Annotated in this window: 25 protein-coding genes; 16 read left to right on the plus strand and 9 right to left on the minus strand. The window is 36.4% G+C overall.

Features of this window, described 5'->3' with window-relative positions; translation table 11 throughout:
- Nucleotides 1-70: 70 nt before the first annotated feature.
- Nucleotides 71-922, minus strand: a complete 852-nt coding sequence (locus tag RK01_RS01480) for a hypothetical protein (protein ID WP_016171528.1) — start codon at nucleotides 920-922, stop codon at nucleotides 71-73.
- 146 nt (nucleotides 923-1068) lie between these two features.
- Here RK01_RS01480 and RK01_RS01485 point away from each other — a divergent pair, with 146 nt between their 5' ends.
- Nucleotides 1069-1383 (plus strand): hypothetical protein, encoded by a 315-nt coding sequence (locus RK01_RS01485; protein ID WP_016171529.1) that lies wholly within the window; start codon nucleotides 1069-1071, stop codon nucleotides 1381-1383.
- A gap of 57 nt (nucleotides 1384-1440) precedes the next feature.
- Here RK01_RS01485 and RK01_RS01490 read toward each other — a convergent pair whose 3' ends face one another.
- Nucleotides 1441-1641 (minus strand): hypothetical protein, encoded by a 201-nt coding sequence (locus tag RK01_RS01490; RefSeq protein WP_195516269.1) that lies wholly within the window; start codon nucleotides 1639-1641, stop codon nucleotides 1441-1443.
- Between the two features lie 203 nt (nucleotides 1642-1844).
- Here RK01_RS01490 and RK01_RS01495 point away from each other — a divergent pair, with 203 nt between their 5' ends.
- Entirely contained in the window at nucleotides 1845-2732 is an 888-nt protein-coding gene (locus tag RK01_RS01495) for a phosphate ABC transporter substrate-binding protein (RefSeq protein WP_016171531.1), read from the plus strand.
- A gap of 99 nt (nucleotides 2733-2831) precedes the next feature.
- On the opposite strand, the gene RK01_RS01500 is transcribed toward RK01_RS01495, so the two are convergent.
- Both RK01_RS01500 and RK01_RS01505 read right to left on the minus strand, forming a co-directional pair.
- Nucleotides 2832-4568, minus strand: a complete 1737-nt coding sequence (locus RK01_RS01500; protein WP_016171532.1) for a sensor histidine kinase — start codon at nucleotides 4566-4568, stop codon at nucleotides 2832-2834.
- Nucleotides 4565-5293, minus strand: coding sequence for a response regulator transcription factor (locus RK01_RS01505; RefSeq protein WP_016171533.1), 729 nt, complete (start codon nucleotides 5291-5293; stop codon nucleotides 4565-4567). Before RK01_RS01505 ends, RK01_RS01500 begins: the two co-directional genes overlap by 4 nt.
- A 236-nt stretch (nucleotides 5294-5529) precedes the next feature.
- Here RK01_RS01505 and RK01_RS01510 point away from each other — a divergent pair, with 236 nt between their 5' ends.
- From RK01_RS01510 to RK01_RS01525, 4 genes are all read left to right on the plus strand, one after another.
- On the plus strand, nucleotides 5530-6000 hold the full coding sequence (locus tag RK01_RS01510) for a 2-thiouracil desulfurase family protein (protein WP_016171534.1): 471 nt from the start codon (nucleotides 5530-5532) through the stop codon (nucleotides 5998-6000).
- A gap of 24 nt (nucleotides 6001-6024) precedes the next feature.
- Complete coding sequence (locus RK01_RS01515; protein WP_016171535.1) at nucleotides 6025-6363, plus strand: putative DNA-binding protein; 339 nt, start codon at nucleotides 6025-6027, stop codon at nucleotides 6361-6363.
- Between the two features lie 25 nt (nucleotides 6364-6388).
- Nucleotides 6389-7801, plus strand: a complete 1413-nt coding sequence (gene ffh, locus RK01_RS01520) for a signal recognition particle protein (RefSeq protein WP_016171536.1) — start codon at nucleotides 6389-6391, stop codon at nucleotides 7799-7801.
- Nucleotides 7802-7955: 154 nt separating this feature from the next.
- Nucleotides 7956-8483 (plus strand): GNAT family N-acetyltransferase, encoded by a 528-nt coding sequence (locus tag RK01_RS01525; protein WP_016171537.1) that lies wholly within the window; start codon nucleotides 7956-7958, stop codon nucleotides 8481-8483.
- Nucleotides 8484-8606: 123 nt separating this feature from the next.
- Here RK01_RS01525 and RK01_RS01530 read toward each other — a convergent pair whose 3' ends face one another.
- The 4 genes from RK01_RS01530 to RK01_RS01545 all read right to left on the minus strand — a co-directional run bounded on the left by RK01_RS01530 (nucleotide 8607) and on the right by RK01_RS01545 (nucleotide 12031).
- On the minus strand, nucleotides 8607-9416 hold the full coding sequence (locus tag RK01_RS01530; protein ID WP_016171538.1) for an HAD family hydrolase: 810 nt from the start codon (nucleotides 9414-9416) through the stop codon (nucleotides 8607-8609).
- 121 nt (nucleotides 9417-9537) lie between these two features.
- Nucleotides 9538-10758: an ABC transporter permease gene (locus tag RK01_RS01535; RefSeq protein WP_016171539.1), complete on the minus strand. Its 1221-nt coding sequence runs from the start codon at nucleotides 10756-10758 to the stop codon at nucleotides 9538-9540.
- Nucleotides 10759-10772: 14 nt separating this feature from the next.
- Nucleotides 10773-11651, minus strand: coding sequence for an ATP-binding cassette domain-containing protein (locus RK01_RS01540; RefSeq protein ID WP_016171540.1), 879 nt, complete (start codon nucleotides 11649-11651; stop codon nucleotides 10773-10775).
- Nucleotides 11648-12031 carry a GntR family transcriptional regulator gene (locus RK01_RS01545; RefSeq protein ID WP_016171541.1) on the minus strand — a complete coding sequence of 128 codons (384 nt, stop codon included), beginning with the start codon at nucleotides 12029-12031 and terminating at the stop codon, nucleotides 11648-11650. The genes RK01_RS01540 and RK01_RS01545 overlap by 4 nt, the downstream gene beginning before the upstream one ends.
- A 258-nt stretch (nucleotides 12032-12289) precedes the next feature.
- Between RK01_RS01545 and RK01_RS01550 the strand changes: the two genes are divergently transcribed.
- Nucleotides 12290-12877 (plus strand): DNA-3-methyladenine glycosylase I, encoded by a 588-nt coding sequence (locus RK01_RS01550; RefSeq protein WP_016171542.1) that lies wholly within the window; start codon nucleotides 12290-12292, stop codon nucleotides 12875-12877.
- A 165-nt stretch (nucleotides 12878-13042) separates the two neighbouring features.
- Here RK01_RS01550 and RK01_RS01555 read toward each other — a convergent pair whose 3' ends face one another.
- Nucleotides 13043-13591: an NADPH-dependent FMN reductase gene (locus RK01_RS01555; RefSeq protein ID WP_016171543.1), complete on the minus strand. Its 549-nt coding sequence runs from the start codon at nucleotides 13589-13591 to the stop codon at nucleotides 13043-13045.
- A 254-nt stretch (nucleotides 13592-13845) separates the two neighbouring features.
- On the opposite strand from RK01_RS01555, the gene rpsP reads away from it, so the two are divergent.
- The 9 genes from rpsP to rplS all read left to right on the plus strand — a co-directional run bounded on the left by rpsP (nucleotide 13846) and on the right by rplS (nucleotide 19669).
- Nucleotides 13846-14118 carry a 30S ribosomal protein S16 gene (gene rpsP, locus RK01_RS01560; RefSeq protein ID WP_016171544.1) on the plus strand — a complete coding sequence of 91 codons (273 nt, stop codon included), beginning with the start codon at nucleotides 13846-13848 and terminating at the stop codon, nucleotides 14116-14118.
- A gap of 11 nt (nucleotides 14119-14129) precedes the next feature.
- The gene (locus RK01_RS01565) at nucleotides 14130-14375 is read left to right on the plus strand and encodes a KH domain-containing protein (protein ID WP_034864609.1); all 246 of its coding nucleotides are present in this window, start codon (nucleotides 14130-14132) and stop codon (nucleotides 14373-14375) included.
- 109 nt (nucleotides 14376-14484) lie between these two features.
- Nucleotides 14485-14748, plus strand: coding sequence for a hypothetical protein (locus RK01_RS01570; RefSeq protein WP_016171546.1), 264 nt, complete (start codon nucleotides 14485-14487; stop codon nucleotides 14746-14748).
- 121 nt (nucleotides 14749-14869) lie between these two features.
- Nucleotides 14870-15643 carry a hypothetical protein gene (locus tag RK01_RS01575; protein WP_016171547.1) on the plus strand — a complete coding sequence of 258 codons (774 nt, stop codon included), beginning with the start codon at nucleotides 14870-14872 and terminating at the stop codon, nucleotides 15641-15643.
- A gap of 208 nt (nucleotides 15644-15851) precedes the next feature.
- On the plus strand, nucleotides 15852-16382 hold the full coding sequence (locus tag RK01_RS01580) for a DUF3267 domain-containing protein (RefSeq protein ID WP_244874945.1): 531 nt from the start codon (nucleotides 15852-15854) through the stop codon (nucleotides 16380-16382).
- Nucleotides 16383-16454: 72 nt separating this feature from the next.
- Nucleotides 16455-16976 (plus strand): ribosome maturation factor RimM, encoded by a 522-nt coding sequence (gene rimM, locus RK01_RS01585; protein ID WP_016171549.1) that lies wholly within the window; start codon nucleotides 16455-16457, stop codon nucleotides 16974-16976.
- Complete coding sequence (trmD, locus tag RK01_RS01590; RefSeq protein WP_016171550.1) at nucleotides 16966-17712, plus strand: tRNA (guanosine(37)-N1)-methyltransferase TrmD; 747 nt, start codon at nucleotides 16966-16968, stop codon at nucleotides 17710-17712. Before rimM ends, trmD begins: the two co-directional genes overlap by 11 nt.
- A 221-nt stretch (nucleotides 17713-17933) precedes the next feature.
- On the plus strand, nucleotides 17934-19184 hold the full coding sequence (locus RK01_RS01600; protein WP_016171551.1) for a TIGR00341 family protein: 1251 nt from the start codon (nucleotides 17934-17936) through the stop codon (nucleotides 19182-19184).
- 137 nt (nucleotides 19185-19321) lie between these two features.
- On the plus strand, nucleotides 19322-19669 hold the full coding sequence (gene rplS / locus RK01_RS01605; RefSeq protein WP_002357176.1) for a 50S ribosomal protein L19: 348 nt from the start codon (nucleotides 19322-19324) through the stop codon (nucleotides 19667-19669).
- Nucleotides 19670-19691: the final 22 nt, after the last annotated feature.

Genomic DNA, 19691 nt, shown 5'->3' on the forward strand with positions numbered 1-19691 from the left:
AAAAGCTACCATCATTTTTTTATTTGCTTATGGAGATAAAAAAGTACGGTATTTAAGCGAAAGTGTCGTTTTATAATTCCACTTTTTTTGCCAGGCGGCGTGTAGCCCAATACTCCAAATCATTTAACAAAGTACTGATTTTCAATAAGATTTCTTCTGTTAATTCTTGCCGGATACTAATGCTTGATAAAAAGCGGCTGTGATAATTTTGATCGCCATTTAAAAAAGAGGTCACAAAAGCATTCAGTTCTTCTTCTAAATCAACACTTGTATCTTCACCAGAATAGTGAAGCCAAAAATCGACGGCATAACCATAATTTGTCAGTTCATAATCAGGACTTAAGTAGCAGACAGGATGATTTTCAACTAATAATACGAGCTGATTATAATAATCTGCAATCTCAAAGTGGTGAACACAAAAGTTCTCAAACTGCGTATTCTTTAATTGCATGAGTTCTCTTAAAATAGGTGAGCTGTGTCTTTTCTTATCTTGGAGGTCGTGGGCTCTTTTTTCAGCCCATAATTCTAAATCCCGCAGTAGTGGTTCTAGTAAAAAGAAACGATACTTTGCGCCCAATTCTATGTCTTTTACCAACGCATCATAATTTTTGGAAAGATGACTATTTTGATCAAAAAAAGCTTTTACGTGGCGTGCGACAAAATCTTCTTTGTCAACGGGTGCAAATTGTTCCCATAATGTACTTGCATAGCCCATGACATAACGTTTACCAATTCCTTCGTTTGTTTCCAAATAAGCAGATTTCGGAGTGGTAGCTAAAACAGAACCATTTTTACGATTTTTAATGTAATAGACGTTAAAATCTACTTCTTCCCCATCAAAATATTCTATTACTTTTTCCTGAAAAGTAATGAAATCCATTTGTTCTAACAGGCGGGTTGTTTGCTCTTTACTTAATTGCATGGCCAGCACCTACTTTTCAACGTAATTGTAGTCTCATTTTAAATTAATTATAATTTAATTATACCGAGAAACCTAAAGGATGTAAACTACGGTAAAATAGAGGAGAAAGAGACTATAGGCTTATTGATAAAGGAGGAGAGAAATCGATGAAATACACAGTGCTGGAAATTTTTCGTCGTTATCGGCAGGGTATCATCTTTTTTGAACAATTACTCTTTATTCCTACTATGGTAATGATCTTGGCAACGAGGTTGCAACATTTTGTGTGCTTTTTTGTGGTGTTTGTTGTTGCAGGCATCTTTTATACCTTCATTCACTTTTTAAGACATAAAGACCAAAGTCGAGAAGAACGCTTGTATGCTTTGATTCATCCTAACCATGATCAGCGAGAAACAGTTTTATTTTTAGGATTAACTGCTTTTTTACTCTATGCTTTTGTGCTTTTTAATTTTAGAGCGTAAAACACGCATGAAACATTTGTTTCATGCGTGTTTTAAACTATTCAAAATGCACAGTTCCTACTTGTTTAAGTAATTGAATAAGCCGCCAATAGTTTTGTCGTCTAACTCAATTTCTTTGCCATCTAACAATACTTTTGTTACTTGATAGTTATCTTGTAAATCCGGTACTTCTTTATATTGAGCGCCGACGAAGTCACTGGCTTTATCATATTTTTTTACTTCTTCTGCACCGGCTACACTGTAATGAATTTCTAACATCATAATCAATTCCTTTCTAATTGGAACACTTTTTTACTGACTTTAGTATAGTCCTTTTTTTCATATTCAGGGTGAGATAAGCTCACGTATTTTTGCATTTACATAATCTTTACATAATTTGATAGAATCTTTACAAGCTCCTTAAGGCAAGTTTACAAAGCTTGTGTAAACTAAAATTGTACTAAAGAAAAGGAGTGACAAATGTGAAAAAAGTTTATTTAGTGGCTACGGCTGCTGTCGCAACGCTTTTGTTAGCGGCGTGTGGAAATGGAAATACAGGAAGTGCAAAGGAAGCAGACAAAGATAGTGGTGCAAAGATAACAGCAGTAGGTTCGACTGCCTTACAACCACTGGTAGATGCCGCTAAAGAAAGTTTTGAAAGTCAAAATCCCACTTATCAAATTACAGTCCAAGGGGGCGGTAGTGGAACTGGTTTAAGCCAAGTATCTGCCGGAGCAGTAACAATTGGAAATTCAGATGTTTTTGCCGAAGAAAAAGAGGGTGTTGATGCCAAAGCATTAGTTGATCATAAAGTCGCAGTCGTTGGAATGGCACCGGTTGTGAATAAAGAAGTTGGCGTAAAAAATATTTCCAAAGAACAGTTAATTGCGATCTTTACTGGTAAAGTAACCAATTGGAAGGAAATTGGCGGAAAAGATGAAAAAATTGCCGTTGTTAATCGCGCTTCTGGTAGTGGTACAAGAGCAACTTTTGAAAAATGGGGGCTGGAGGGTGCAACCGCTATCCAATCTCAAGAACAAGACTCATCTGGTACCGTAAAGAAAATTGTCGCCCAAACACCAGGAGCAATCAGTTATTTGGCACTTTCTTATATTGATGAAAGTTTGCAGGAACTTTCACTTGATAATATTGCACCCACAGCTGAAAATATTGCCACCAACAAATGGCCAATCTGGTCTTATGAACATATGTATACTAAAGGTGAACCGGATAAAGAGGTGAAAAAATTTTTAGATTATCTTTTAACCGCGGATATTCAAGATGGGCCAGTGAAAGAATTAGGTTATTTACCAATTACATCAATGAAAATTGAGCGTTCTGTTGACGGAAAAGTCACACAAAATAAATAGCAATTAAAACTTTCCCCAATGTAGAGTAAAATCCCCGCAGCAAATGAAATTTTGCTGCGGGGATTTTAATTTATCAGTTATTACTCTTGAAAAATATTTTTAGAGGGCGGGTAAGGTAACGGTGAAAGTTGAACCCACACCGGGGTGACTTTGTACTTCAATTTTTCCCCCCAATTTTTCCACCGATTCTTTCACGATAGCAAGTCCTAAACCTGTGCCGCCTGATTGACGATCCCGTGCTTTGTCGACGCGATAAAAACGTTCAAAAATGCGTTGTTGGTCATCACTGTCAATGCCAACACCTTCATCGGAGACGACTAAAGTCAAAACGTCTGTGGCAGCATAATGAATGGTAATTTTTTTACCTTCTGGCGAATATTTGATGGCATTTTCAATTAGATTTTTGGCAATCGGATAAAAGAGAGCCACTTTGGTAGACCAAGTAGAGTCCACATCTCCTATTAGCTCTAACGTTAAATCTTTTGCCTTGGATTGGGCAGCGTAATTTTCTGTAATTTGATTTAAAATTTCGAAAATCGCAACCGGTTGAACAGGATAATCTAATGCTTGTTGGCCTTTTGAAAGTTGGATAATATCTTGAATCAAAGCTTGTAATCGTTTTGCATCTTTTTCCATAATTTGTAAAAAAGCGGTGGTAGTATCAGGATCTTCTTTGGCTCCATCTAGCAGAGTTTCAGTAAAACCAATGAGGGAAGTAACCGGAGTCTTCAACTCATGAGAAACATTGCTGACAAAATCCTGCTGCATTTTTTCTAATTGCCGAACTTGGGTCATGTCATAAGACATAACTAAAATTTGACGTTCGTCATTAAAAAGTCTGGCGTCAATGTCTAAAACACGATCACTTTCTCCATGCAAGCGAATTTCTTCATGCAAAAAAGGATTTTTTAAAGAAATGCGATAAACCAGCTGAATTAATTGGGGTTCTTTAATGACTTCAGCAAAGTTCACATTTGCAGGTAAATGATGAAATAAATTCAATTGACGCTTCATTTCGGGATTTATCATCACCAATTTGTTTTCACTATCTACAATAAAGATACCAATCATTAAATCGTTTAAAAGAGTATGGAGTTGTTGCTCGGTAGCCGAATAGGCGTTATACGTATCTGCCATCTGTTCACTTAATTGATTTAAAGCTTGATACAATTCTTCCCATTGCGGTGTGGTTTGCATAATAATTTCCGTCCGACTAGGATCTGCCACCATTTTTTTTATTGCCGGCAGGAGCGTTTCAAGTGGACGATTTTTTTGACGCAAAAAATAGAAAACTACTACTGCAATCAAGCCACATAAAACGAGATATACAGTTAAAATTGAGTTTCGTACACTTCTTGCTTGGACCATAAAATTATGGGTACTTTCCGCGATTCGTAAGATGCCAACTAAGTGATTTTCGGCTTTAACGGGGATTGCAACATACAGTAATTCTTTTTTTAATGTGGCGCTTTTTCGTAATGCCGTGCCAATTTTACCACCAGCTAAAACTGTTTTTACCTCAGGACGGTTAGAACGTGTGCCAGAAAGGGTATTATCAAAAGTATCAAAAATAATTTCTCCAGTGGGAGATAAAAAAGTGATTCGTTCATCTGCATGCTCAATATAATGCTGACTTAATATCCGTAACTTTTTTTCATCATAGTCATCTTCAGAGGCAATGCGTAAAAGTAAATTTCCTTTTTTTTCTAAATAGGTTTGCTGTTGGCTCAAGACTTGATGCTCAAAAAAGCCGCTAATGAGTTGCCAAGCGCTAAAAAAGACAATCAATAGGAGAAAAAACCAAAGAAAGTATTCCAGTAAACGCTTTTTCTTCATAGTTTCGGTTCCTGAAATTTATAACCAAAGCCACGAACAGTCAGTAAATAACGAGGATTTTTAGGATCTTCTTCAATTTTTTCACGTAAATGGGAAACATGTACGTCGACAATGCGACTTTGACCAGCAAAGTCAAAATTCCAAATACGATCTAATAGTGTATCACGATCAATAACCCGATCCTTTCTTTTCATAAAGTACACCAATAATTCAAATTCTTTGGGGGTTAAAAATATTTTTTCATCATTAACAGTCACTTCATAATTATCAAGGTCAGCTTTAATAGTGCCAATCTGTAAGGTTTCACCTGTTAATTCATCATCGGTATTTTCAATTTCTGAATTTTTCTGTTTTTCTGCCGGACGCATACGTCTGAAAATGGCTTTCATGCGTGCTAAGACTTCTCTTGGACTAAAGGGTTTTGTTAAATAATCATCAGCACCAATTTCCAGTCCTAAGATGCGGTCGATAGTGTCGTCTTTTGCAGTTAATAATAAGATGGGCGTTTCTTTTTTTTCTTGCCGTAATCTTTTGGTAATTTCAATGCCATCAATACCTGGTAACATAATATCTAAAATAATAAAGTCAAAATCTTTGGTTAAGGCTAGCTCTAACCCCGTATTTCCATCTGTTGCGGCGGTCACGACATAACCTTCTTTTTCTAAGTTAAAAGCTAGCAGCGTAACGATAGAAGGTTCATCGTCCACGATTAACACTTTTTTCATAGTAAACTCCTTTATGCTCTGTTTTACCTTTTAAGTAAAATTTTCAGGTAATTTTATTTTAGCATAGAAACGGGGTGGGGACTATTTTAGGGACAGAAATAATGCTATAATAAAGGGCGTTAAATCAACTTTTAGTACAACTCTACTTTCTTTTAAGAATAAGTAAAAAAGAGGAAACGAAAACTAATGACTCGTTTCGGGTTAAAATGATAAATTTTACAAACAAGGAGAAGTGTATGCTGGGGATTAGCGCCTGCTTAGGTGGCATCTTTTGCCGCTACGATGGAAAGACACAAAAAATTGCCGAATTGGCCAAGCTAGTATCAGAAAATAAAGCAGTGCTGGTCTGCCCAGAAGTAATGGGAGGTTTAAGTACGCCTAGAGATCCTGCTGAAATTATCGGTGGCGATGGTTTTGATGTTTGGAATGGAAAAGCACGAGTTGTTTCTTGTCAGCAAGTAGACGTGACGACTGCTTATAAGACAGGAGCGATTGTGGCTTATGAGAAATTAAAAGCTGCTGGAATTAGCCGATTAATCTTAAAAGAGCGTAGCCCATCTTGTGGGAGTAGACAAATTTATGATGGAACTTTTAGCGGCAATCAGCAAAAGGGTGTAGGTGTTGCAACCGCCTATTTTATTAATCAGGGGTTAGAAGTTTATTCAGAAAATAATTATCACCTGCTATCAATTATAGCGGCAGATTAAATTTTTCATGATAGGAGGGATTTCATGGAAATTGAAAAAACGAATCGGATGAATGCACTATTTGAATTTTATTCCACACTTTTGACCGAAAAACAAATGAATTACATGGAGCTATACTATGCAGATGATTTTTCACTAGGGGAAATTGCCGAAGAATTTCAGGTGAGTCGTCAAGCAGTTTATGATAATATAAAACGGACAGAAAAAATTTTGGAAGATTATGAGCGCAAATTACATCTATTTTCCGATTATATTGTGCGCGGCGAAGTTTTGGACCGGGCCGAGAGTTATATTAAAGCCCACTATCCTAAAGATGAAGAGCTGCCGAAATTTTTGCAGGAACTTCAAGAAATCGATGAATAGTTTTTAGTTGAAAGGAACGAAGACAATGGCATTTGAAAATCTAACAGAACGCCTGCAACAAGCCATGAGCAAGTTGCGTAAAAAAGGGAAAATCACAGAGGCTGATGTCACGGAAATGATGCGGGAAATTCGTCTAGCATTATTAGAAGCCGATGTAAATTTAAAAGTAGTAAAAGAGTTTGTTAAAAATGTACGCGAAAGAGCGATTGGAACAGAAGTCTTAGACAGCCTATCGCCAGCCCAACAAATCGTTAAAATTGTTGACGAAGAATTGACCAAAACTTTGGGAAGTGAAACAGCCACTTTAATTAAATCCCCAAAAATCCCAACAGTTATTATGATGGTTGGTTTGCAAGGTGCGGGTAAAACGACCTTCGCCGGTAAACTAGCAAATCATTTAATTAAGACGGAAAAAGCACGTCCATTGATGATTGCCGGAGACGTTTATCGACCAGCGGCGATTGATCAATTAAAAGTCTTAGGCCAACAATTAAGTGTACCTGTATTTGATATGGGGACTGATGTTAGTCCGGTAGAAATTGTGCGTCAAGGGATGGAATTAGCCCGGGAAAAGAAAAATGATTATGTTTTAATCGATACGGCGGGTCGTCTGCATATTGATGAAAAGCTGATGGACGAGTTAAAACAAATCAAAGAAATTGCGCAACCAAATGAAATTCTGTTAGTTGTCGATGCTATGACCGGTCAAGATGCAGTTACGGTAGCAGATAGTTTTAATCAACAACTGGGTATTACTGGGGTCGTAATTACCAAATTAGATGGTGATACTCGTGGTGGTGCGGCGCTATCTATTCGTCAAGTGACAGGAGCACCGATTAAATTTACCGGTACTGGTGAAAAATTAACCGATTTAGAAGTTTTCCATCCAGATCGTATGGCAAGCCGTATTTTAGGTATGGGGGATATGCTGACGTTAATTGAAAAAGCGCAGCAAGATTACGACGAGAAAAAAGCTGAAGAATTAGCGAAAAAAATGAAGGAAAATACCTTTGACTTTAATGATTTTATTGAGCAAATGGATCAAGTCATGGGAATGGGACCACTAGAAGATTTACTAAAAATGATTCCTGGAATGAATCAAGTGCCCGGAATTGAAAATGTCAAAGTTGATCCAAAACAAATAGCACGTCAAAAAGCGATGGTCATGTCGATGACACCGGCAGAACGGGAAAATCCCGATTTGCTAAATCCTAGCCGACGTCGGCGGATTGCAGCGGGTTCTGGCAATTCAGTCGTTGAAGTAAACCGGATGATTAAACAGTTTAAAGAAGCGCGTAAAATGATGCAGCAGATGACAAAAGGTCAAATGCCAGCTGGGATGGATCAAATGTTTGGTTCTGGTATCAAAGGGAAAATGGGTAAAATGGCCATGAATCGGATGATGAAAAAACAAAAGAAAAAGAAAAAGCGTAAATAAGACGAAGCGCTCCGTAAAAAATTAGCATGAAACCCGAATAAATATATACAGTTTTGTTTATCAAAATGATGAGCAACAGAGCAAGGCTTTTGCTGGTATATAGTCTATTCGGATTTTTATTGCTGCTAAATTTTAAAAGAATAGGAGAAAGAAGATGGAAATTGAAACAAAGCGCCTGATTTTACGGCCGTGGCAAGCTGGAGAAGAAGCATTTTTAGCGCAATTTTTGCAAGATGAACGCGTGATGTATGCCTATGAGGGGGCTTTTTCAAATGAAGAGGTAACCAATTGGCTGCAGTGGAACTTGCGTTTATACCAAGAAAAAGGATACGGCCTTTTGGCTATCGTGCGGAAATATGACAATAAAATAATTGGTGAATGTGGTTTAACCGATCAAATGGTACAAGATAAAATGTATCTGGAAATCGGCTATCATTTAATTTATGATGTATGGAAAAAAGGCTATGCCATAGAAGCCGCTAAGGCGGTAAAAGAATATGCCTTTATGCAGTTAGGTGCTAAGGAGGTTGTGTCAACGATACGAGACACTAATTTGGCCTCCATGAATGTGGCCATTCGTAATGGCATGTTCGTAAAAGAACGATTTATAAAAAATTATCGCAATGTGGTGATGCCCCACTACCTATTTTCTACCTGTGCATCCGAAATAAGACAGAAGTAAAAGGTGCTACACCTTTTACTTCTGTCTTATTTTGCTAAGAAAAATTTATAAAAGCAAGAAGATAACAAGTTTGTCGCCTGAGACTTCATTGTATTATTTGCCGCAAGTAACATTTTAAATAAATTATTCTTTTGCTTGCAGTGGGAGTAATTGCTTTATCGTCAATAAAACCCCATTTTCATCATTACTGCCACAAATATATTTGGCAGCCGCTTTTGTTGGTTCAAAAGCATTTCCCATGGCAAAGCTAAAGGAACCGGCTTGCATCAATTCTAAATCGTTATGACCATCACCAAAGACCATGGTTTCTTCTGGTGTGATGTTTAAAATCTGTTGTAATTGGGCCACGGTGTGACGTTTGTGTACGCCAAAATTGGTAATATCAATCCAAGCAGCTTCAGAAGCCACAATGTAGGCTTGTTTTTCAAATTCGGCTAGTTGCGGTGCGACTTCATAACTTCTTAATTTGTCATCATAAACTGTAATTTTTACAAAATCTGCTGTAAGACTTTGATAATCTGCTGTTTTTTCTACAACTTCATAAGACCCCCGCACCATTCTTTCGTTTTGATCAGATGTATCTTCATGAATGATTGCGGCTTGCTGGGTGCAAGCGATAATCGTCATATCATCATGAATACTTTGCAGTTTCGCAATGATTTCTTTGCCCACTTTGTTTGGCAGTAAAGATTCGTAAATATATTGGCCATCATGTTTAATTCGAGTAGCGCTATCGCCTAAAATCCACAAATCTTTTGTTCCAACGTTTTGAAATAAGGCTTCTACGCGTTCACATTGTTTACCAGTGCAAGGAGCAAATACCACATTTTGTTGGTCCATGTGTTGGCGAACTTCTTGATACAATTTTTCATCAAAGGTACTCTGACTGTTCAAAAAGGTACCATCTAAATCGCTGATAATTAGTTTAATCATTGCTTCCTCCTGTAATCGTTTTTTTTAGTATAACAAGAAATTGCGGCAAAAAATAAAACGCCAGGAAAGATTCCATGACGTTTTACAATTTATAATCTAAATTCTTTATTTTTTGTAAATTTTAATGCGAAAAATCATTCATTCTTAAGTCCTGCTTTTTCGTCCGATATATTTCCCACTTCGTTTTGATAGAAGAAAAGAAGACTAAAAGAAAGAGCAGAATTCCTATTATTGCGATCGTAACCAGTGTACTTAAGATTGTTTGGGTAAAAGATACTGCTTCTTGGCTATCTTTTAAGATGAAATAAAGTTGCCAAGTATTTGTAAAAGCATTTAGGATAATAAAACTCATAAATACCCACATCAAGCTCCAAATAGGCCAGCGAGCATTTTGATGTAAGAGATAATCGCCATCATTTTCTAGCGAGAGGGTAAGATATTTGCGGGCAGTCCAGCCCAAAAATAAAAAGATCAGCACAAGAAAAATCGGTATCATCCACCAATAACCACCAGTTTTTCCTAAGGTGTAAATAAATAGATTTTCTGGATTGAAAGAAAATGGGTTAGCATTCTGGCGATTAAAGAGATTTAAAAAACTATTCCACGCAGAAGGTAAAAAGCTGGCAAAAAAGACAAACCCTACCCAAGTCAGCGGACCAAAAACCAAATTACCTACCATTGAGCCAATGAACATGCTGCAAGTAAATAAAAGAACATTTAATGTAAAACTACTTGCCGCTGATTGGAGTAACTGTCCCCACGTAACATTCAAATAAGGAGCGGGAATACCCATTTTTAAATAGCAAATATAAAAAAGTTGGCTCAACAGTAGACTTCCTAAAATGGGGAGTGCCACATAGACTAATTTTTCCGAGAAAAGCTGGCTCCGCTTTTGTGGCAATGAAAATAAGAAACGATTAAAAGCTGTTTTTTCGTCAATGAAAAAGATGAGAAAACCTGATAGCCCCACTAATAATAAGCTCAATAAAGCATAGCCTTGTCCAGTCTGGCCAAAATAAGTGGCGTTGGGATTATAGCTTTGATATCTTTTATTTGAAATTTGTTGGGCTTGATAGTTGTCCCGATAAAAGTAAAGTTGATCAGTAATATAATCTTGTCGTGAAGCGTAAGGAATATCTTGATTTTTCTCACTATTCCAATAAGTAAAACCTTCCGAGTGATTGTCATATTCTGCTTTAAATTCTTTTGAGTGAAGATAATTGTTCTGGGATTGCCAACTTGAAACAGCGCTAAAAGCATTCAAAAAGTGAATACCAAAAATTACTAAAGCAAAGGCAATGAGTGCTTTTCCGTAACGTTTTAAATAGATTTGTTTTAACATAGTAAACTCCTTTCCTAAGCCAGCAACTGCTCATTTTTTAAGTTTGCTTCAAAAAGATCTTCAAGCGATAATGGCAGTTCTTCAAAGACTAAAGGATCATAGCTTTTAATGATAGCTGCTAATTCAGCTGTATAATTTTCAAATACAGCTACAATAACTCGCCCTTGAATGGTAATAAGTTTTGAATTTTCTTTAATAATCGGTGGTACTTGTTTTGCACGAAAGACCAATTGAATTTTACGGGCATTTTCCCGCATGTTTTCTAACGTATAGTCTTTGGTAATCGTTTGTCCCTTTAGTAATAAGGCACGATCAATCAATCCTTCTAATTCCTGTAAATTATGGGATGCAATGAGTGCGCAACGCTTATTTGTCGTTAAATGGGTTAACAAAAGTCCGATAACTTTTTTACGGACGATGATATCCAAGCCGTCAAATGGTTCATCTAATAATAAATATTTTGCATTTGAGGCAATCGCTAAGATCATTTGATATAAACCTTGTATTCCTTTAGAAGCTTTCCGATAAAGCATTTTAGAATTTAATCCATGTTCTTTTAACAATTGTAAATAAAGGTCTTGATCAAATTTAGGATAAGCGGCGCGATAAAATTCATTAATGGCTTGAAATGAATAGTATTTTAAAAAATTGTCTAATTCATCAATATAAAAAATTTCACTTTTTAACTGACTATTTCGCGCAATGTTTTGCCCATTAATGGTAATTTCACCTGCATCTGGTAGATAATTACCCGCAATAGTACGAAATAAAGTGGTCTTACCTGATCCATTGCGACCAATCAAACCAATAATTTCATTTTCATTCAAGCTAAAATCAATATCAGTTAATACTGTTTTCGTTCCAATAATTTTTTTTAATTGCGAGATTTTCATTGTGAATCTTCTCCTTTAAATTGAGGATCTTGAAGCCAGCTAAACAGTTCATCTTTTGAAACTTGTAGTTGCAATGCTTCAATCACGAGTTCTTGGAAATGTTGCTTTAATTGGCTAATGCGCATTTCGTCACGGGGGATATTTTCCTGACTTTTTACAAAAGTTCCTTTACCTTTTACTGTAATTAAAACATTTTCAGTTTCTAAAACTTTATACGCCTTGCTGATAGTATTCGGATTCATTAAAAGGTCTTTGGCCAATTCACGGACAGAAGGTAATCGATCCCCGGGTTGTAATAAACCTGTGACCACCTGATGTTTAATATTTAAAATCAGTTGTTCGTAATAAGGCTTGCTACTATTTTTATCAATCGTAAACATGAGGCACTCCTTTCTGGATAAGAATTTTTATACAGAGCAGCATTATGTCTATGTGTACTAATATACGTAGTACACTTTGAAAATGCAATAGTTTTTCTTAAAAATTTGGTGAAATACCTTTTTTTTGCAAGACAGCTATTAAGAATAAGCACTATCAACTATTTTTAGGAGTATCCTTTCGTTATTGACGCAGCAGGATTTCCTTCGATTTTTTTTATCTGGTAAAATGAAAAGAAAAGATAAACAGGGGAGAAAAAAATGCAGCGATGTGAATGGGCACAACAAGGAAACGCAGCGATGAAAAACTATCACGATACAGTTTGGGGAGTTCCAGAATATCGGGATCAATATTTATTTCGCAAATTAATTTTAGATATTAATCAGGCCGGACTGAGTTGGCAGACAATTTTAAATAAAAGTGAGGCTTTTGATAAAGCCTATGATAATTTTGTGATTGAAAAAGTTGCCGCTTTTGATGATAAAAAAGTGACAGAATTAATGGAAGATGCCGGTATTGTAAGAAATCGCAGGAAAATTGAAGCGGCTATTCACAATGCAAAATGTGTGTTAGCCATTCAACAAGAATGGGGGAGCTTTGCCAATTACTTATGGCATTTTGTGGCGGGAAAACCCATTATTTCAGAATTTCAAAAAGCAAGAGAAGTTCCTGCGACAACAGCGCTCTCTGATGAAATTACAAAAGATTTAAAAAAGCGCGGTTTTAAATTTATTGGCAGCACGATTATTTATGCCTTTTTACAAGCAATAGGAATTGTAAATGATCATCTGACGACTTGTTTTCGTTATCAAGAAATTATAGAAAAAGGTAAGCATAAAAAAAGCTGAACGGACTTCACTCAGCTATCAAGATTATAGTTTATTGCCATAGAGAGTTTTTTTATGAAGCTAGACAGCGACAGCTTTGGTATACCGTCTTTATTTTTTGTGGAAATTTGCCTATAAAAAATACCAAAACGACCGTACGGTCGTTTTGGTATTTTAACTGTCCCATTAAGCAGTTAATTTATTGAAAAATGTTATATATTTGTCAACGATCAATTGGAAGAATTTCGCTGTATCTTCAACAATTGTGCCATCTTCTTTAACTAAGTTATGAATGCCGCCAATATATGCTTCTGGTTGTTGCAAGGTTGGCATATCTAAAAAGACTAATGATTGACGTAGATGATGGTTGGCACCAAAACCGCCAATACCACCAGGAGACGCCGTAACAACAAGTGCTGGTTTACCTCCCCAAACACTTGCCCCCATTGGACGTGAGCCAACATCTAAGGCGTTTTTTAATGCGGCCGGTACAGAGCGATTATATTCTGGGGAGAAGAAGAAGACGCCATCTATGCCTGAAACTTCGGAACGAAATCTTTTCCAAGCTGCTGGCATGTTGTCATTTTCTAAATCTTCGTTGTAAAATGGTAAATCGGCAATCTCGATGAATTTGGCCTCAAAGCCAGCCGGTAATAATTTTGCAAATTCTTTGGCGACAGCTAAGTTGTATGAATCTTTGCGTAAACTTCCTACGATAAAACCAATAGTTTTCATAAGTACAATTCCTCCTAAAATTTTATAAGTTACCAACTTTCGTTACCATAATCATAACAAGAAAAGTATGCAGAAAACAAAAGATATGTCTTGTTAAAAAACGAGCGATATTTTTTACGGGAAATACTGGTTCATGCTCACAAAAATAAGAGCGCAAAAAAATTATTTTGCCTGTAAAGAAAAAACTCTTTACACCAAAGAAAAAACCTGTTAAACTACCTCTTGTGATTAAATTATATGGAGGTGGAATTGTAATGGCAGTAAAAATCCGTTTAAAACGTATGGGTTCTAAAAAGAAACCTTTTTATCGTATCGTAGTAGCAGACTCTCGTTCTCCTCGTGATGGACGTTTCATCGAAACTGTAGGTACTTACAATCCTTTGATTGACCCTGCAGAAGTAACAATCAAAGAAGACTTAGTACTTGATTGGTTGCAAAAAGGTGCACAACCTTCTGATACTGTTCGTAACATCCTTTCAAAACAAGGCGTTATGAAAAAACACCACGAAGCAAAATATACGAAATAAGGTGACTGATGATGACTGATTTAACTGATTTAGTCTTGACGATTGTTCGTCCGTTAGTTACTCAGCCTGATCTTGTGAAACTTGATGTTGAAGAGTCAGCTGACTTTTATGAGTATAATTTGAGCGTGGCACCAGAAGATATCGGTCGTATTATCGGCAAACAAGGTCGGGTTGCAAAAGCAATTCGCACAATTGTTTACGGGGTACGAACTGAAGGTACCAAAAAAATCCGGCTAAATATTTTAGACGGCAAATAGCCAAAGATTAAGACAGTTCCTTTTAAGGAGCTGTCTTTTTTCATACTTCAGACTGAGGAAAAATTTACTGCTATAGGCGATAATAAAAGAAAAAGAGGAGGAAAAAAAGATGACAGAATGGCTCGTAATTTTAGTAATTATCCTTATCTTGTTTATTATTTTTAAACTTGGTTCTTTTTTATGGCGCTTTTTAGGTTTAGCAATGGCAATCTTTTTGATTTGGGTTTTTAAAGACGATATTAGTAATTGGTTTAATCAAACGGTGACACAAATTAATGCTGACGGCGTTGAATCTGTTTTAAATAGCAGCGTCGACTTTGTTAAAGAATCGTTTACCAGCATTAGTACTTGGGTTTCAGATAAGATTGGCTAGCCATATAAGTCGTATTAATTGTCAACTGCCTTCAAATTGAGTACGCTTAATTTTAATCAATAAGTCTTTTTTTATTGATGCAAAAAGATAAAATTTTAGGTCATATATTTGGAGGGTAAAGATGAAAAAGATAATCGTAATGAGCGTGTTGCTTTTAACACTGGTCGGTTGTGGACAAAAAGCAGCAGATACAAAAACGAAAACAACAGACAATCCAAAAACTACAGCGACAACCTCAAATAAGCAGTCTGCTAACACCAGTACAACTACCAAAAGTAGTGCTAAAACAACCCAAACGGACGCATTAGCTGAATTAAAAAAAGAAAATTCTAAGACATTATTACCTACCAATATCCCCCGCGATGAAAATCGTGCTTTAAATATTGCAATGGATAAACAAAGTGACAGTTTAGCGGTGTTGTACTACATCATGGATACACCACTTGTTTTAAATGATCAAAGCTTAAATCATCAAGCAGCTTTTGCTCGCTATAAAATGGAACAATTTGACACAAAAGCAGCCGCTCAAAAAGCGGTCGCTTATCAGTTTGATGATGGCGGCAAAAAAGTTGATTTAGGCCATGATATTTCCGCTTATAGTCAAGGTGCTGCTGGTTCCACTTATTTAAATTGGCAAGAAGGCAACTGGTCAATTTTACTGCGTGCCAGCAATGTGACCGGCCAGGATGGAACGGAGTTGGCAAAAGAAGTCGTAAATTATTTAGAAGAAGCGGCATTGCCGGCACCAAAAGATGTGGGACAAATTACAATTGATATGTCTCAAAGCGGCTATGAAGGCAATCAGGTAGTTTGGCAAGAGGGCACAACAGTTTACACTGTGGCACATGAAGATACCATTCCAGCGTTAGAGATGGCCGTCTCTATGAACAAATAGGCAGAAAATATCCGCCCGAAAATTAAATTGAGTGCTTCACAAACAAATGCCTAACCTTTAATTATCAATTAAAAGGCTAAAGTACAAAATGTTTGTGAAGTTTTTTTTATGGAAACATTAACTTATCATCCATAATCTTGGAAAATGTTATAATAAAAACTACACTAAAAAAGTGAAAAGCAAAATGGTGAGAAAAGTGGTGCTGTCGGTGAAGATTTATCGCAAATTGAATTTACTAGAAGATAAAAAAGTTATTCAAAATTTGAATATTGCTGCTATAGTGGTCATGGTTTTTTGTTATATTTTACTACTTCCATTATTTAACCACGATTCTGTTAAAACGCTGCCTCTTTTAGGAGAATTGGGTGCACTTATTGTCAGTTTAGTAGTGGTAGTGATAATTCATGAAGGTATACATGGCGTCTTTTTCAAAATTTTTAATTTCAAAGGAAAAGTAAAATTTGGCTTTAAAAATGGCATGGCATATGCAACTAGCCCTGGATCCATGTATCGAAAATGGCAGTTTTTTATCATCAGTATCGCACCCTTTATAATTATAACTATACTATTGCTAGTCATAATGAATGGGTGGCCCTATGCTTGGTTGCGGTTACTAATTGCCGCTCATAGTGGCGCTTGTGCGGGGGATTTTTATTGGTGCTATTTACTTTTGACAACGCCTAAAAACTTGTTGGTCGAAGATACTGAGGTTGGCTTAACCTTTCATGAAGTAGACTAGAAAATAGCTGTTTTGCATGATAAAATGAATCAGAAAATTTACATGAGTTTAAGAAAAGAAAGAGGCTATTAAATGGACTATTTAAATGTAGGAAAAATTGTTAATACCCATGGCATTCGTGGAGAAGTTCGGGTTGTTTCACAAACGGATTTTCCGGAAGAACGGTATCAAAAAGGGGCAACCTTAATCTTATTTCGGGAGGGGATGCCTCCTTTAGAATTAACTGTGGCAAGCCACCGTCAGCACAAAAATTTTGATTTATTAACATTTGAAGGGTATCCCAATATCAATGATGTTGAAAAATTTCGTGATGGTATTTTAAAGGTAGCAAAAGACAACTTGGCTGCCTTAGGAGAAGACGAATATTACTATCACCAAATTATTGGTTTAACTGTTTTAGACGAAAACAAACACGAAATTGGTAAGATCAAAGAAATTTTATCGCCTGGTGCAAATGATGTCTGGGTTGTCCAACGAAAAGGCAAAAAGGATGCTTTGATCCCTTATATTGCTTCGGTGGTTAAAGCGATTGATTTAACCGCTGGTGTGGTAGAAGTTGAATTACCAGAAGGGTTGATTGACGATGAGAATTGATGTTTTAACGCTATTTCCCCGTATGTTTGAAGGTCCAATGGGAGAATCGATTATCGGTAAAGCACGGGACAAAGCGTTATTAGAAATTAATGTCTCAAATTTTCGGGACTTTGCCAATAATAAACACAAGACAGTCGATGATTATCCTTATGGTGGCGGCGCAGGGATGCTTTTAAAAGTGCAGCCGATTTACGATAATTTAAAAGCAATTGAAGAGGCAACACCAACAGTAAAAAAGAGAGTCATTTTATTAGATCCAGCTGGGAAAAAATTTGATCAAAAAGTTGCCGAAGAATTTTCTAAAGAAGACCATTTGATTTTTATTTGTGGGCACTATGAAGGCTATGATGAACGAATTCGTACTCTTGTAACCGATGAAGTTTCCTTGGGGGATTATGTTTTAACTGGCGGTGAATTAGGCGCGATGGTGATGATTGACGCAACAGTTCGCCTTTTACCAGACGTTTTAGGCAATGAAACTTCAGCTATGACCGATTCGCATTCCACTGGTTTGCTCGAACACCCCCAATATACCCGTCCAGCAGAGTTTGAGGGGATGAAAGTACCAGAAGTTTTAATGAATGGCAATCATAAATTAATTGAGGCTTGGCAGTTAAAAGAATCTTTACGGCGTACTTATTTACGGCGTCCTGACATGCTTGCTTCTTATCCTTTAACCAAAGAAATGGAAAAAATGTTAATCGAAATTAAAAATGAAGAAAAATCAACAAAATAATTATCTATTTTTTTATAAGTCAAATAAGATCGCGACAATAACTTGTTTTTCTACTTTTATAGTAGTTACAGTTATTGTCGTGTTTTTTTCTATATTCAACGTATTTAAGTTTGAACGGGAAAGAAAGCAGATGATAGGGGGAGATTTAGTCAGTTTAAATTTCATAAAAATCTTTTCTCTTGTTACAATTAAAGGAGACACTTTTACAGGAGGACCTTTTTATGGCTAGTGGGACATTAACAAATGAAGAACTTTATAAAAAAATTTCTGCCAGTATTAATATTAAAAAAGAAAACTTTGTCATTTTAATTTGCGCCATTTTTATTGCCTCAATTGGTTTAAATATGAATTCGCAACCGATTTTAATTGGAGCAATGCTTATCTCACCATTAATGGCACCAGTTCAAGGATTGGGGCTTGGTTTAGGCGTTTTTGATAGTCGCTTAACCATGCGTGCGTTACGTTTATTAGTTTTAGAAGCCCTTTTTGCGGTAGTAAGCGCATTGCTTTATTTTTGGCTATCACCTTTGACATATGCGAGTAGTGAAATTTTAGCTCGGACTGAACCGACAGTTTGGGATGCAATTATTGCAATCTTAGGGGGAACAGCGGGGATGATTGGTGCTAGGCAAAAAGAAGCTAATAATATTGTACCCGGGGTGGCAATTGCCACAGCTTTAATGCCACCGTTGTGTGTGATGGGATACGCTATTTATACCCAGGATTGGGGAATGTTTTTTGGATCTGGGTATTTATTTTTAGTCAATGTTGCCTTTATCACAATTACAACATTTATTGTGGTACGGCTATTACATTTAAACTACCGCATTTCGGTTGATAATAAAATGGAAAAGCGTCGTCACTATCTTATGATTGTCATGGCAGTTTTGATTGCGATTCCCAGTTTTATTTCAGCCGGAAATTTGATTCAAACGGAGATGTCCCAACAAAGAGCAAAAGGGTTTGTAGCCAATGTCATGGCTGATTATTATATTTTAAATCAAAAGATTGATGAAAAACAGCAGACATTGACGCTAGACTTATTAGGAAGAAAACCAGACGAAACGGAGTTGAAAAATTTAGCCCAAAAATTAAATGAATATCATCTTGGGGATTATCAATTAGTCATTAATCAAGTAGCCAATAATGAAACGATGAATATGCAAGATATTGATCACTATATTGATCAAAAAATGCAAAATCAAACGGTACCAAATCTTGTCACCACCAAAACCCAAGCATCTTTATCCGAATCGATGCGTGAAATAAAGCGGCAATTATTCCTTGATCACTCTAATCAAATTAAAAAAGTCAGCAATGATATCCTGACAACAAATGGGGATGAAACTGGAAAGATGACAGTTACCCTGGCTTCAGACGTTACAAAGACACAACAAGAGGAAATAGAAGAATCATTAGAAAAACTAATTTCTAAAGCGGATTACACAATTACAAGTGAACTTAAAAAATAAGTTTGACAAGAATTTCTTCTTTACATCCGGATTTGATGTATGGTAGTATGTTTTAGTGAGTGTTTCACTCAACTATTACGATAATCCGCTAAGGTGATGCATCTTAAGATTGTTTGGAAATAAGGAGAATGATAAAAATGAATCCATTGATTCAAGAACTAACTCAAGAACAATTACGTACTGACATTCCTGCTTTTCGTCCTGGTGACACTGTTCGCGTTCATGCGAAAGTTGTCGAAGGTACAAGAGAACGTATCCAGTTATTTGAAGGTGTTGTAATCAAACGCCGCGGTGCTGGAATCAGCGAAACTTACACTGTTCGTAAAGTATCAAACGGTGTTGGTGTTGAACGTACTTTCCCATTGCACACACCACGTGTTGCGCAAATTGAAGTCGTTCGTTACGGTAAAGTTCGTCGTGCAAAATTGTACTACTTACGCGCTTTACACGGCAAAGCTGCTCGTATCAAAGAAATCCGTCGTTAATAATAGCTTATCGAATGGTAAA

The organism is Enterococcus dispar ATCC 51266 (assembly GCF_000406945.1).
GTDB classification, from domain to species: Bacteria; Bacillota; Bacilli; order Lactobacillales; family Enterococcaceae; genus Enterococcus_C; species Enterococcus_C dispar.

Excerpts from the sequence above, each read along its gene's own strand:
- RK01_RS01480 (WP_016171528.1), bottom strand. The coding sequence starts at position 922 with ATGCAATTAAGTAAAGAGCAAACAACCCGCCTGTTAGAACAAATGGAT.
- RK01_RS01485 (WP_016171529.1), top strand. The coding sequence starts at position 1,069 with ATGAAATACACAGTGCTGGAAATTTTTCGTCGTTATCGGCAGGGTATC.
- RK01_RS01490 (WP_195516269.1), bottom strand. The coding sequence starts at position 1,641 with ATGTTAGAAATTCATTACAGTGTAGCCGGTGCAGAAGAAGTAAAAAAA.
- RK01_RS01500 (WP_016171532.1), bottom strand. The coding sequence starts at position 4,568 with ATGAAGAAAAAGCGTTTACTGGAATACTTTCTTTGGTTTTTTCTCCTA.
- RK01_RS01505 (WP_016171533.1), bottom strand. The coding sequence starts at position 5,293 with ATGAAAAAAGTGTTAATCGTGGACGATGAACCTTCTATCGTTACGCTG.
- RK01_RS01510 (WP_016171534.1), top strand. The coding sequence starts at position 5,530 with ATGCTGGGGATTAGCGCCTGCTTAGGTGGCATCTTTTGCCGCTACGAT.
- RK01_RS01515 (WP_016171535.1), top strand. The coding sequence starts at position 6,025 with ATGGAAATTGAAAAAACGAATCGGATGAATGCACTATTTGAATTTTAT.
- ffh (WP_016171536.1), top strand. The coding sequence starts at position 6,389 with ATGGCATTTGAAAATCTAACAGAACGCCTGCAACAAGCCATGAGCAAG.
- RK01_RS01525 (WP_016171537.1), top strand. The coding sequence starts at position 7,956 with ATGGAAATTGAAACAAAGCGCCTGATTTTACGGCCGTGGCAAGCTGGA.
- RK01_RS01530 (WP_016171538.1), bottom strand. The coding sequence starts at position 9,416 with ATGATTAAACTAATTATCAGCGATTTAGATGGTACCTTTTTGAACAGT.
- RK01_RS01535 (WP_016171539.1), bottom strand. The coding sequence starts at position 10,758 with ATGTTAAAACAAATCTATTTAAAACGTTACGGAAAAGCACTCATTGCC.
- RK01_RS01540 (WP_016171540.1), bottom strand. The coding sequence starts at position 11,651 with ATGAAAATCTCGCAATTAAAAAAAATTATTGGAACGAAAACAGTATTA.
- RK01_RS01545 (WP_016171541.1), bottom strand. The coding sequence starts at position 12,031 with ATGTTTACGATTGATAAAAATAGTAGCAAGCCTTATTACGAACAACTG.
- RK01_RS01550 (WP_016171542.1), top strand. The coding sequence starts at position 12,290 with ATGCAGCGATGTGAATGGGCACAACAAGGAAACGCAGCGATGAAAAAC.
- RK01_RS01555 (WP_016171543.1), bottom strand. The coding sequence starts at position 13,591 with ATGAAAACTATTGGTTTTATCGTAGGAAGTTTACGCAAAGATTCATAC.
- rpsP (WP_016171544.1), top strand. The coding sequence starts at position 13,846 with ATGGCAGTAAAAATCCGTTTAAAACGTATGGGTTCTAAAAAGAAACCT.
- RK01_RS01565 (WP_034864609.1), top strand. The coding sequence starts at position 14,130 with ATGACTGATTTAACTGATTTAGTCTTGACGATTGTTCGTCCGTTAGTT.
- RK01_RS01570 (WP_016171546.1), top strand. The coding sequence starts at position 14,485 with ATGACAGAATGGCTCGTAATTTTAGTAATTATCCTTATCTTGTTTATT.
- RK01_RS01575 (WP_016171547.1), top strand. The coding sequence starts at position 14,870 with ATGAAAAAGATAATCGTAATGAGCGTGTTGCTTTTAACACTGGTCGGT.
- rimM (WP_016171549.1), top strand. The coding sequence starts at position 16,455 with ATGGACTATTTAAATGTAGGAAAAATTGTTAATACCCATGGCATTCGT.
- trmD (WP_016171550.1), top strand. The coding sequence starts at position 16,966 with ATGAGAATTGATGTTTTAACGCTATTTCCCCGTATGTTTGAAGGTCCA.
- RK01_RS01600 (WP_016171551.1), top strand. The coding sequence starts at position 17,934 with ATGGCTAGTGGGACATTAACAAATGAAGAACTTTATAAAAAAATTTCT.
- rplS (WP_002357176.1), top strand. The coding sequence starts at position 19,322 with ATGAATCCATTGATTCAAGAACTAACTCAAGAACAATTACGTACTGAC.